This is a genomic window from Niveispirillum sp. FG148, from assembly GCF_057809655.1.
The window spans coordinates 1-12828 of the sequence record NZ_JBMDKJ010000031.1; the positions used below are offsets into that span (position 1 = coordinate 1).

At 63.6% G+C, this 12828-nt stretch carries 7 protein-coding genes; 2 read left to right on the forward strand and 5 right to left on the reverse strand.

Annotated elements, in window-relative coordinates; translation table 11 throughout:
- Positions 1–206: 206 nt before the first annotated feature.
- The 5 genes from ACODTW_RS23330 to ACODTW_RS23350 all read right to left on the reverse strand — a co-directional run bounded on the left by ACODTW_RS23330 (position 207) and on the right by ACODTW_RS23350 (position 10517).
- Positions 207–2579 (reverse strand): efflux RND transporter permease subunit, encoded by a 2373-nt coding sequence (locus ACODTW_RS23330; RefSeq protein WP_488948525.1) that lies wholly within the window; start codon positions 2577–2579, stop codon positions 207–209.
- Between the two features lie 42 nt (positions 2580–2621).
- Entirely contained in the window at positions 2622–3590 is a 969-nt protein-coding gene (locus ACODTW_RS23335) for a WD40/YVTN/BNR-like repeat-containing protein (protein WP_488948526.1), read from the reverse strand.
- Between the two features lie 90 nt (positions 3591–3680).
- Positions 3681–5018, reverse strand: coding sequence for a DUF1329 domain-containing protein (locus tag ACODTW_RS23340; protein WP_488948527.1), 1338 nt, complete (start codon positions 5016–5018; stop codon positions 3681–3683).
- 40 nt (positions 5019–5058) lie between these two features.
- Positions 5059–7293: a DUF1302 domain-containing protein gene (locus tag ACODTW_RS23345; protein WP_488948528.1), complete on the reverse strand. Its 2235-nt coding sequence runs from the start codon at positions 7291–7293 to the stop codon at positions 5059–5061.
- 323 nt (positions 7294–7616) lie between these two features.
- Entirely contained in the window at positions 7617–10517 is a 2901-nt protein-coding gene (locus tag ACODTW_RS23350; RefSeq protein ID WP_488948529.1) for an EAL domain-containing protein, read from the reverse strand.
- A 347-nt stretch (positions 10518–10864) separates the two neighbouring features.
- On the opposite strand from ACODTW_RS23350, the gene panE reads away from it, so the two are divergent.
- Both panE and ACODTW_RS23360 read left to right on the forward strand, forming a co-directional pair.
- Complete coding sequence (gene panE, locus ACODTW_RS23355; RefSeq protein WP_488948530.1) at positions 10865–11794, forward strand: 2-dehydropantoate 2-reductase; 930 nt, start codon at positions 10865–10867, stop codon at positions 11792–11794.
- 104 nt (positions 11795–11898) lie between these two features.
- On the forward strand, positions 11899–12828 hold the full coding sequence (locus ACODTW_RS23360; RefSeq protein WP_488948531.1) for an ABC transporter permease subunit: 930 nt from the start codon (positions 11899–11901) through the stop codon (positions 12826–12828).

Sequence of the window (12828 nt, forward strand, 5' to 3'; positions counted from 1 at the left end):
CCCCGGGGGGGGCCCCAGCAGGTGCCCCGATGGCGTGCCCCCACACCATCGGGGCCAACCACTTGCGCCGTGCGGCGCCCCACCGCCACCAGCACAAGGGGAAGCCCTGGTTCCCCCTCGCCTGCCCCAATCCCGTGCAGACGATCGACAGCGTCTGGCACGTTCCGGACGGGCCCCGGTGATCGCCCGATCACCGGGAATTCACATCAATGGACCGCGAAAGTCCGCTGTGACGCGCGGCGCACCTCTGCCGCATACAGCCTCGGGAACAGCTTGTAGAGCAGGGCCGCCACGGCGGGCAGCAGCACGACGGCCCCGATCATGTTGGCCAGGAAGATGAAGGTCAGCAGCACGCCCATATCAGCCTGGAACTTCAGGTCGGAGAAGATCCAGGTGAAGGTGCCGACCGCCAGCGTCAGACCGGTGAACAGGACCGAGCTGCCGGTTTCCTGCAAGGTCCGGTAATAAGCCTCGGCGAAATTCAGCCCGTGCTTCAGATAGGACTGAAGGCGGTTGAAGATGTAGAGGCCGTAATCGACACCGATACCCACGCCCAGCGCCGCGGCCGGCAGGGTGGAGATCTTCAGCCCGATCCCCAGCCAGGTCATCAGCGCGTTGCACAGGATCGACACCACGATCAACGGCAGCACGGTGGCCAGCGAGCCGACCAGCGAGCGGAAGGTGATGATGCAGAACAGGATCACCGTGACATAGACCAGCAGCAGCATGGGCTTTTCAGCCTTGGTCACCGCCTGATTGGTGGCCGCCATGACACCGACATTGCCGGTGGCCAGGCTGAAGGTCACGGTCTGCGACGGGTTGTCGGTCTTGTATTTCTCCACCGCATCGACAATGCGCTGGATGGTGCCGGCCTTGTGGTCCTTGGTGAAGACCATCACCGGCATGACCGAGCAGTTGGAATTCAGCAGGCCGGTCGAGGTTTCGACGGGCGACACGGTACGGACCAGCACCTGCGAATTGCGCGGCAGGACGCGCCAGTTCAGGTTGCCTTCGTTCCAACCCGCATTCACCGTCTTCATCGCCGTGGCCATGGAAATGGCGGACTGCACGCCTTCCACATTGTTCATGGCCCAGGTGAAGTCATCGACCTGCTGGATGATGGAATGGTCGATGCAACCGTCATCCTTGGTTTCTGCGATGACCTGAATGACGTCCACGCCGATGGCGAAACGGTCGACGATCAGATCGGCATCCTGGTTGTAGCGGCTGGTGGGGCGCAGTTCCGGCACACCGGCCGCCGTATCGCCCACGATCATATGGCGCTGTTCCCAGGCCGAGATGCCGAACACCAGAACACCGATCGCCACCATGACCACGGCCCCCTTGGGCCGGGCGAAGACGGCGAACAGGCGCCACACCGGGTCAAACCGGCCGACCTGACCCGACACGCGGGCGCGGTACTTGTCGCCCAGCGGCAGATAGGACAGAGCCACCGGCAGCACCCACAGGTGGGTGATGATGATGATCAGCATGCCGATGGAGATCGACACTGCCAGTTCCTGGATCATCTGGATCTGGATGATGGCGATGGTGACGAAGGCCAGCGCATCCGCCCCCAGGGCGGACGCCCCGGGGATCAGCAGGCGTTCAAAGCTGATCCGCGCCGCCGTAAAGGCGTCCGCGCCCTTGCCGATTTCCTGGGTGATGGTACCCACATTCTGGACGCCATGGCTGATGGCAATGGCGAAGACCAGGAAGGGCACCAGGATCGACAAGGGGTCGATGCCATAGCCCAGCAGCACCAGAAGGCCGAACTGCCACACCACGGTGCAGAGCGAGATGCCCAGCATGGTGAAGGTCATCATCCAGCTCTTGCCATAGCCATAGACGAGAATGGCGGTGATGACGAAGGCGACGGCGAAGAACATCAGCACGCTTTTGGCGCCGTCGGCGATATCGCCCATGGCCTTGGCGAAGCCGATGATATGGACCTGGATCTTGTCATCCTCGAACTTCTTGCGGATCCCCTCCAGCTGCTGGGCCACCGCCATGTAATCCAGCTTCTTGCCCGTGCGCGGGTCGATCTCCACCAGTTGCACGCTGACCAGCGCGGCGGTGAAATCCTCCGCCACCAGACGCCCGACCTGCCCCGATTTCAGCACGTTCTCACGCACGATGGGCAGCCATTGGTCATTGGGCTGGAATTCGGCCGGGATGACGTTGCCACCAGCAAAGCCGTCTTCAACGATCTCGATGAAGCGGACGTTCGGGGTGAAGATGCTGGTGACGCTGGCGCGGTCAACACCGGGGACGAAGAACACCTCCTCCGTCACCTGCTTCAGCCGCGTCATGAATTCCGGCGTATAGATGTCCCCCTGCTTCACCGACAGAGCCACCAGCACCCGGTTGGCGCCGCCGAACTCCTTCTTGTACTTCACGAAGGTCTGCATATAGGGGTGATCAAGCGGCAGGCTTTTCTCAAAGCCGGCATCGACGCGCAGCTTGGAACCCTGCCAGCCCATGAAGGCCGTCAGCACGGCGAATACGATCAGGATCAGCAACCGGTTCCGGAAGGTCCAGTATTCAAGCCGTGACGGAAGGGACGGGGATTGGGACATGTCGGTACGCCTTGGGGCTGCAAGGGATCGGGGCGGGCGGGATCAGGGCTGGGCCGTCAGCGGGCCCGCTTCCCCCAACAGAATGACACTGCCATCGGCGGCCTGGATGGCATCAGCCAGGGCGACGCGGTCGGGACGCTTGGTCGCCGTGAAGGTCCGACCGCCATCACCGCTGGTCAGGATGGTGCCCTGGGCGCCGACCAGGATGACGGAGCCATTGGCCAGCACGGCACCGCCCATCAGGCCGGCCGTCGTGCCGCCATCGATGGCCGCCCAGGTCTTCCCGGCATCATCGCTGCGCAGGATGTTGCCCTGCAGACCGTAGGCCAGAAAACTCCGCGGGCCCAGAGCCAGCGCGTCGAAGAAGGAGCCGTCATAGGGCGTTTCCAGCTTCTGCCAGGTGGCGCCGGCATCGGGGCTGAACAGCATCGTGCCCGCCTCGCCAGCGATCAGCCGCGTCTCCGGTGTCGGGGCGAGGATGGCATTGAAATGGAAATCATCCTCGCTAATTTGGCGGCTGTCCCAGGTGACGCCACCATCGGCTGTTTCCAGATACAGACCATAGGCACCCACGGCGATACCGTGCAGGCCATCGGCACTGAACAGCACATCCATCAGCGGTTGTTCCAGATCGGGATCGGCATGCTGCACCTCCCAGCTCTCGCCACCATCCGTGGTGTGCAGGATCACGGCGTCATGCCCGACGGCCCAGCCGCGCCTGGCATCGGCAAAGCTGGCACCCGTCAACGCGGCGTTGGCGGGCACGGGCACCTGTCGCCAGGAGCGGCCATTGTCGTCCGACAACAGGATATGTCCGCGTTCCCCAACAGCCACCAGCCGATCCCCCGCCCGGGCCGCGCCCAGCATCAGCGAATGCGTGGCCAGCGGCGCAATGATGGCGGGGCGCAGCGCCGGTGCGGCATCCTGTGCTGTAGCGGCGGGCACAGTCCCCAGGGCCAGCAGGCAAAGGCAGGCCGCCAGGGGACGGGCGAGAAGCGGGGCACGGAACATCTGGTCACCGGAATGGTTTGGTTAACGATCGCCAAGAGACGGAAAAGGGCCGGCCGGTGTAACCCGGCCGGCCCGTGGACCGATCACCGATCAGCGCACGCCGGCGCGGCGCAAGCTGTCGGGGGAGAAATCGGCATCCGTCAACTTCGCGTCGAACTTGTACGGCGCTTCCTGGTTATCCAGACCGATCACGGTATAGCGGCCGGACTGCAGGTCATAGAGCGTATCCAGCGTCGACCAGAAGGTCGGGACCGAATAATACTCCACCGGATGGCACTCTGCCACACGCCACATTTCGCCACGGGCATCCAGGTGGTCGGCAACCAGGATCTGCCAGCTGTCCTCGTCAATATAGAAGCGGCGCTTGGCATAGATGTGGCTGGTACCCTGCTTCAGCGTGGCTTCCACCACCCAGACGCGGTGCAGCTCATAGCGGGCCAGATCCTGATTTATATGGCCGGCCTTCATGATGTCGTCGTACTTGGTGTCCTTGGAATGCAGCTTGTAGGAATTGTACGGGACATACATTTCCTTCTTGCCGACCAGCTTCCAGTCGTAACGGTCGGGCGCACCCGAATACATGTCGAAATTGTCGGTCGTGCGCAGACCATCGGACGCCGTACCCGGATTGTCATAGGCGACATTCGGGGCGCGACGGACGCGACGCTGACCGGGATTGTAGGTCCAGGCCGAACGCGGCTCCTTCACCTGGTTGATCGTCTCATGCACCAGCAGGATTTCACCGGCCAGACGGGCCGGCGCCGTCACTTCCTGCAGGAAGTAGAGCGAGGTGTTGCTGCTGGTGCCACCCGGGGCCTGATACAGGTACTTCACCTGCTCATGCAGCATGATCAGGGTGTAGCTGCCATCGGTCTGCGGGTTGGCCTGGCCGACCATGCGTTCCGTTGCCTCGCCGCGATAGCGCAGCAGGTGGTTCCACACCGCCTCCACGCCTTCCTTCGGGATCGGGAACGGCACGCCTTCCTTGGCCCCTTCCACACCATTGCCACCGTCGGCCAGCTTGGCGCGCGAGGCGTTGGCGACGGTTTCCTTGTAGATACGGTCCGGGAACGCTGCGGAGCGGCGGGTCGGATAAACGTTCAGCTTGTAGGACGGATAGCGCTTCAGCAAGGCCTTCAGGCCCTCCGGCAGCTTGTCCTGATACTGGGCCATGTTCGCCGCGGTGATGGTGAACTTCACCTTGTCCTCGGGGAACGGGTCGGTCTCGATGGTGCCGGCGGACCAGCCGGCCGGTGCCTTGGACAGGCCGCCGGTCCATTCCGGAATGCTGCCATCGGCATTGCCGGCCTTGATGGCGCCCATCGGCGTCAGGGTCTTGCCCAGATCGGCGGCGGTCTGCGCCAGGGCGGGAAGGGCGAAAGCCAGGGCGACAACGCCACCCAACAGTGCGGACTTCATACGGAACATGCGTTTCCTCCTCGATCGCTTGTCTTTTCGGCGGGTGGCGTCAGAACGAGTATTTGACGCTGGCCGAGACGAAGTCGCGATCGTTGATCAGGTTGAACTTCCCAGCCCCGAAATAGTTGGAGTAGCTCAGGTCGATGGTGACCATCTCACGCACCACGGCGCGCAGACCCAGGCTGACGGCCTTGCGACCCTCCACGAAGTTGCTGAGCGGCGTCGGCGTCGTCCCGTTCACATCCTGCTGCCAGGAGATGCTGGGGAACAGGTTCACACCGGGGAACGCGTTCAGATAGTCGAAGCGGACAGCCGCCCGATACCCCCACGAGAAGGCATCGGCGAAACCGTCGGTGGCCAGATCGGCCATGCCGCCGCGGCCGGTGAATGCCGGGTTGCCGCCAACGACCGTGCCGGGGCCTTCCAGGCGCAGCACGCTCTTTTCCGGCATGTCATGGATCCAGGTGCCACCCACTTCAGCCACGATCACCCACTGATCGGCACCGAAGGCACGCTCGAACGCCTTGGTGGCAGTCATCTGGGCCTGGGTCACGTCGAATTCGTCATAACCCTGGATGCGCTTGCCGAAGAAGCGGCTGGCCAGGTCGGCGGAGATGGCAGCGGCCGTGGTGCCCTGGATCACCCCCATCTTCTTGACGATCTGGTTGGTGTTGAACAGGTTCGCCCCCCCCACCGCGCCGGCGTTGGCGCCCGCCGTGGCACCGGCGGTGGCGCCCGCCGTCTCAAACGCCGTGCGCGTACCGCCCGGCGAGCCGGCAGCGGCGGCGATGCCGGCACTGATGGCACCGGCGGCGGCCGGGCTGATGGCCTGGATCTGCTCGAAGGTCCGGCCCTTGAACGCGGCCAGGGCCGGGTTGCCGGCCACGGCGGCAGCGACGGCACTGTCGAAAGAGGCGCTGCCCTGGGCCTTGCCGGCGGCGGCACCCGCCGCCTGGCCCTGGGAGATCAGGCCCAGGATCGTCGGCGCGGCCAGCGTGGCCTGCAACAGTTCCACATCGTCCAGCTGGAGGGGCTGGTTCTTGCGGAAGCTCAGCTCACCCTGCAACGAGATGCCGGCGATGGTCGTCGTGTTGAACGAACCGCCGAACAGCTGGATATCCTCCGGATATTCGGCGCGATACCGCGAGGCCCTGGTGAACTCGCTCGGTGCCGACTGGAACGCCGACAGCGACCCGACGATGGAGCTGAGCACCGGCACGCGGGAATGATAATTGATGTGGTACAGGCCGAACTCGGTGTTGTTCAGCTCTTCCGAGAACATGCGCAGGGCAAAGCCATACTGGCCGCTGTCGCTGGGCGTATCGTCGGCGGCGCGCGGCACCACGGTGCCGAACGGCGTCAGGGACTGCACACCGCGGAAATTGTTCAGGATCGGATTGGGATACTTGTCCACCGGGAAGACGTTGCCGCCCGCCACCGCACCCTGGTTCGGGCTGTCGGTGAACAGATAGTTGCCGAAGCCGATGAACAGGTGATCGCCACCGGGCGACGCCGCGTCGTTGGTGGAGAAGAAGGAACCCGACGCCTCCGGCTCGGTGTTGTTCCACTTGAACTGATAGAACGCCTCCAGCGAGATGTTCTCATTCAAGGAGAAGTTGATGTCCGCGAGCGGGACCGGCAGGAAGCCTTCCTTCAGCTCCGACCCCGGCACGCGCAGCGCCGATACGTCGATCGGATTGATGGTGTTGATGCCGTTCTGGATGAACGTGCTTTCACCCCAGCTCAACACCTGCTTGCCGACGCGGATATCCAGCGAGGAGCTCTCGCCCACCTCGAAATTGCCATAGACGAAGGCATCCAGCAGGTCGATATCGCGCCCCACGCGCTCCACCGTGTCGGACGACAGGTCGAAGCGGCCCGTGCGGGCGCCGGCGCTGCTCGACTTCTTGGCGTTGATGACGTCGTAGAAATAGGTGCCGCGGACGAAGGCGCCCAGATTGCCGTAATTCAGCTTCAGTTCGTGCGTGACACGGCCGGCCGCCGAAACCAGGCCCTTGCCATAGTTCAGGTCGCCATTGTCGCCATTGATGGAGTTGGCTTTCCCGCCATTGGCCACGCCGATCAGATCGTCATCGGGGCTCTGCACACGGAACAACGCGCCCAGCGTCACCGTCGTGTCGAAGCTGCCGCTCAACTCGCCACGGTTGAAGCTGACGGCGTTGGCAGTCCCGACCAGCAACATCGGGGCCAGGATGGCCGCGGCACTCACCCCGGACAATATCCGGCGATCCATGCGCACCTGCGGCGTCGTTTTCCGTGCCATGCGTTTCCTCCTCGCATCCCATTCTTATCATTCCCCGGCTAAGGGCCGGCGGCCGACCCTTTGGGCCGGGGGAATTTCGCGTAACCTTTTCGTAAAGGCCGCTATGTGGGGACGTCAAGGCTTCTATGCGTCATCCCTCTCGGGAAGCGTCGTTTGATGTCCGCTTTGGCAAAAAAGACACAATTTTCGTCCAGTTTCCAATGGTTTGGATAAAATTACGGCAATCCGGTGAAACGCTTGTTTTATAGGCAGGCTCCCGCCATACGGGAAATTTTGCACTTGCGAGAGACGAAAATGCCTCTCAAGCCCTTGTGACGTCTACGTCAACCAACGGCTTCAAGCACACCATTGGGTTGTAGGAATCGGGCCTCCAGGTCGCCCGGAGGCAGCGGCCGGGAGAAGAAGTAGCCCTGCATCTCGTCGCAATGATGCGCGCGCAGGAATTCCAGCTGCTCCTCGGTCTCGATTCCCTCCGCCACCACCTTCAGGCCCAGCTGCCGGCCCATGGCAATGATGGTGGCAGCGATGGCCCCCGTATCGGCATTGGTCGGCGCCTCGCTCACGAAGGAACGATCCACCTTCAGCGTCGTGATCGGCAGCCGGCGCAGGTAGGACAGCGAGGAATAGCCCGTGCCGAAATCGTCGATGGCGATTCGGATGCCGCGGTTGCGGATCTCGTTCAGCGTGTCGGCGATATAGGCCAGATTGGACATCATGGCCGTCTCTGTGATCTCGATCTCCAGCAGCTCCGGCGGCACGCCATATTCCTGGCACAGCGCGAAGACGCGCTCGGCGAACATCGGCGTGGCGATCTGGCGAACCGAGACATTGACGGCCACCGGGATGGGGGCAAAGCCGCGCACCTGCCAGTCGTGGATCTGGGCCAGTGCGGCACGCATGACCCATTCCCCAAGCGGAACGATCAGGCCCGTTTCTTCCGCTACCGGAATGAACTTCACCGGCGGGATCATGCCGATTTCCGGATGCTGCCAGCGGATCAGGGCTTCCACCCCCACGGCATGCAGATTGCCCATGGCGATCTTGGGCTGGTAATGCAGGAAGAACTGCCCCTGTTCCAGCGCCTCGCGCAGGGAATGTTCCAGGGACAGGCGGGCCACCGCCGCCTCGTTCATTTCCGGCGTGAAGAAGCGGTAGCCATTGCCGCCTGCCGCCTTGGCATTGTGCATCGCCGTATCGGCGTCGCGCATCAGGGCGTGGAAATCCGCCCCGTCGCCGGGGAACAGGGCGATGCCGATGGAGGTAGTGACAAAAAGCTGCTGGCCATCGATGCCGAAGGGGCGCGACAGGCTGACCAGGATGGTCTCTGCCACACGGGCCGCCATCTGCGGATCGGGCAGGTCCTCCGCCACGATCAGGAATTCGTCCGCACCCAGGCGGCCCACCGTATCGGCAGCGCGCACACAGGAACCCAGCCGCTGCGCCAGCGCACGCAACAGCTTGTCACCTGCCTGGTGCCCCAGGCTGTCATTGACCAGTTTGAACCGGTCGATATCCAGCAGCAGCACGGCCACCGTCGTGCCCTTGCGCCCGGCATGGGCCAGTGCGTGCTGCAGGCGGTCCTGCACCAGTGTACGGTTGGGCAGACCCGTCAGCGGGTCGTGCGTACTGACATACATCAGCTGTTCTTCGAACCGCTTGCGGTCCGAGACGTCAGTCATGGTGCCGGTGAAACGCAGCGGCCGACCGCTTTCATCACGAATGGCCTGGCCGCGCGCTTCGATCCACACCCAGCTGCCGTCGCGGTGGCGCAAACGGTAAAGGGAGAGATAGTCGCCGACGTCACCGCTCAGGTAGCGCTCGATCTGGCTTTGGGCCAGTTCCTTGTCGTCGGGATGCAGCAGGCCGTCGAACAGCTTGTTGGCATACATCGCGTCGACCGCGTCATAGCCCAGCATCTCGATGAACTCGGGCGACCACCAGTAGGTGCCCTTGGTATAGGAATTATCGAACACACCGGAACGGGTGGCGCGTACGGCCAGCTTCAGCCGCTCCTCACTCTCGCGCAGCGCCTGTTCGGCGCGCTTGCGCTGGGTGATATCCTGCACAACGCAGATGGCTGTCCGACGGTCGCCCAGACGCATCTGGCTGACGCCGAACGCCATGGCGAACACCTCGCTATTGCGGCGGCGCCCCTGGATTTCGGCCCGGTTGTCGGCCCGCTGCTCCTCATCCGACCGGCGCAGGCAGGTCATCAGCGCCACAGCGACGCGCGTCCAGTCCCGTTCCTCGATCAGGGTCACGAAGGGCTGGCCCACAGCCTCCCCGTCATTATAGCCGAACAACGACTGGGCGGCCGCGTTCATCGTCTCGATGCGCAGATCCTCGTCCAGGGTGATGATGCCATCGGCCACATTGTCCATGATGCCCGACAGGCGCGTCTCACGCTCACGCAGGGCCTGTTCGGCACGCACACGCTCGACCAGGGAATGATCGAACTGGACCAGCACCTCGTTGATGGTCTTGGCCAGCAGGCCCAGTTCGTCATCATCATGGCGTGCCGGCACGGCCAGCAGCTTTTCGGCGGGGCGCTGCGGATTGATCTCCGCAATGGCCGTGGACATGCGCAGGAAGGGCTTGGTCAGGGTGGAATAGAACATCACCACCAGGATCAAGGCCAAAGCCACGGTCCAGATGATGCCCGTCGACAGCACGACGCCCGACCGGCGGAAGAACTCCTGTGCGATCAGGAACCGGTCGATGGACACGCGCAGTTCGCCGACATTCTGGTTATGGCGTTCGATGACCAGCGGGATAGAGAAGGTCTTCTCCACCGGCAGCAGCATCTCCGCCAGCCATTTCAGCTGTCCTTCAGCCTGCGGGCGTTCGCGGGCGGCCAGTTGGTTGCCGAAATCCTCCAGGATGACGGCCCGGTAGATGGGCTTATATTCAAACAGACCGGTGACGACGCGGTCGGCCAGCGCCTGGTCGAAGGAATAGGCGCTTTCCGCCGCCGCTTCCCGCATGATCGACAGGACCTGCTTCACCAGCTGGTCGGACTGCCGCTCCATATCCAGAAGGTCGATGGTGATCTGGGCCGTCGACAGGACCAGGCCAAGCATCAGGGTGACCAGCGCGGTGTTGCGCGCCTGCTTGAAGGACAGCCGCTTGCGCAACGGCACGCGCGCCACCGCCGACAGCGGCTCGTTCCCGCCTTCGGGCAGGATCTCCGTCTCGGCCGGTTCAGGCGATAGCGTCACTTTCATTCACACCCTGCGCCCCATACCCACTGCTGCATCCGTCAAGCCCGGGAGCCGGCATATTCCGCCCCATCCAGCCATCCGCGCCCCCACGGAATGCACCATCAAGGATAGTCTGCCTTTATATAAACGGATATGACAATCCCTTTAACCAATTGCCGGTTCAGCACCGACATAGCGTACGTCTTTCGGGGTAGCGTCGGCGGCCCTCTCTTTTCTGGAAACCTTGTTTACCGGGCGTCATCGCGGAAGGATGGCACCCGGTGACCGAATCACCCCCGTCGCCGGGGATTGACCCACACCACACCGGCAATGCTATCACCCTGGCGCGAACCAGAAGCGTAGAGGCGGAAATGCGCATTCTTTTCCTGGGCGCCGGTGGCGTCGGCGGCTATTTCGGCGGACGGCTGATGGAGGCCGGAGCCAATGTCAGCTTCCTGGTCCGTCCCCGGCGTCAGGCACAGTTGATGGAGAACTGGCTGCGGGTGGAAAGCCCGCACGGGTCCATCCGGATGCCGGCACAGACAGTGACCAAGGCCCGCAAGCCCTATGATCTGGTCGTGCTGACCTGCAAGGCCTACGATCTGGACAGCGCCATGGACAGTATCGCTCCCGCCGTCGGGCCGGACACGGTTGTCATGCCGCTGCTGAACGGACTGGCGCATCTGGATCGTCTGGACACCGTCTTTGGCGTGGAACGCGTGATGGGCGGCCTGTGCCACATCCCCATCACCCTGGACAGTGAGGGCGTGATCCGCCACCTGTCCAATATTCACAAGCTGGTGTTCGGCGCCCGCCATCCTTCACAGCTTCCCATGGTCGACGCTCTGGCTGAGGCTTTCCGCCCGACCAAGGTGGATTGGCAGCGCAGCGACACCATCATGCAGGATCTGTGGGAGAAATACTTCTTCCTGACCACGCTGGCCGGGTCCACCTGCCTGATGCGCGGGTCGGTGGGCGCCATCAATCGCCAGCCGGGCGGCGCCGACTTCATCCGCGCCATGCTGGCCGAATGCCAGGCCGTGGCGACAGCGGAAGGCCATGCGCCCAGCCCCGCGATCCTGGAGGAATACCGGCCGCAGCTCTGGGACAGCCAGAGCCCCGTCAACGCCTCCATGGCGCGCGACATGGCCCGGGGCGGGCGGACGGAGGCCGAACATATCCTGGGCGACATGGTCCGCCGCGCTGCGCTGCACGGCATTGCCACCCCCCTGACGAACCTTGCCCTGATGCATCTGCGCGTGCATGAGGAACAGGTGGCCGCCCGGACCCACCAGGGCTGAAACCGGCCTTGATGCGGACAGCCCCCTCCGTTACGGTGGCGCACCTTCCGCCGGCAGGAAGCACCCGGTAAACAGGGGCGGCCGGCGTCATCGGACGGGGGCACATGGACGCGTCAGCGCTGGGGACTTTTCTCCAATACCTTATCAATGGCCTCGCCTTGGGCGCCATTTATGGGTTGATCGCCATCGGATACACGATGGTGTACGGCATCATCCGCATGATCAATTTCGCCCATGGCGAGATTTACATGATCGGCGCCTTCGTGGCGGTCACCACCTTCTCCATCCTGGCGGCTGTCGGCATCACCTCGGTGCCGCTGGCGCTGCTGCTGGTGCTGCTGGTCGCCATCGCGTTCACGGCCGCCTATGGCTGGACGGTGGAACGCGTGGCCTACCGCCCCTTGCGCGGCGCGCCAAAGCTGGCGCCGCTGATCAGCGCCATCGGCATGTCGATCCTGCTGCAGAACTACGTCATGCAGACGCAGGGTGCGCGGCCCAAGCCGCTGGCCCCCGTCATGAATGGCGGCCTGACGCTGTGGCAGGGGGACGGGTTTGCCGTCAGCATCTCCTATATCCAGCTGTTCATCATTCTGCTGACCCTGGCACTGATGCTGGGCTTCACGCAGTTGATCAACCGCACGGCCCTGGGCCGTGCGCAGCGGGCATGCGAGCAGGATCGGACCATGGCCGGCCTGCTGGGCATCAATGTCGACCGCACCATCAGCCTGACCTTCGTCATGGGGGCAGCATTGGCCGCCGTCGCGGGCGTTCTGGTCACCATGTATTACGGGGTCATCGACTTCTATATCGGCTTCCTGGCGGGCATGAAGGCCTTCACGGCCGCCGTGCTGGGCGGTATCGGCAGCCTGCCCGGCGCCATGCTGGGCGGGTTGCTGATCGGCCTGATCGAGGCGTTCTTCACCGGCTATGTGTCGGGTGCCTACAAGGATGTCGCCTCCTTCTCCGTACTGATCCTGGTGCTGGTCTTCCGGCCCACCGGCCTGCTGGGCCGCCCCGATATCGAGAAGGTGTGA

Bases quoted from the DNA above. Each gene is read 5' to 3' on its own strand.
- panE (WP_488948530.1), top strand. From the start codon at position 10,865: ATGCGCATTCTTTTCCTGGGCGCCGGTGGCGTCGGCGGCTATTTCGGC.
- ACODTW_RS23345 (WP_488948528.1), bottom strand. From the start codon at position 7,293: ATGGCACGGAAAACGACGCCGCAGGTGCGCATGGATCGCCGGATATTG.
- ACODTW_RS23330 (WP_488948525.1), bottom strand. From the start codon at position 2,579: ATGTCCCAATCCCCGTCCCTTCCGTCACGGCTTGAATACTGGACCTTC.
- ACODTW_RS23335 (WP_488948526.1), bottom strand. From the start codon at position 3,590: ATGTTCCGTGCCCCGCTTCTCGCCCGTCCCCTGGCGGCCTGCCTTTGC.
- ACODTW_RS23340 (WP_488948527.1), bottom strand. From the start codon at position 5,018: ATGTTCCGTATGAAGTCCGCACTGTTGGGTGGCGTTGTCGCCCTGGCT.
- ACODTW_RS23360 (WP_488948531.1), top strand. From the start codon at position 11,899: ATGGACGCGTCAGCGCTGGGGACTTTTCTCCAATACCTTATCAATGGC.
- ACODTW_RS23350 (WP_488948529.1), bottom strand. From the start codon at position 10,517: ATGAAAGTGACGCTATCGCCTGAACCGGCCGAGACGGAGATCCTGCCC.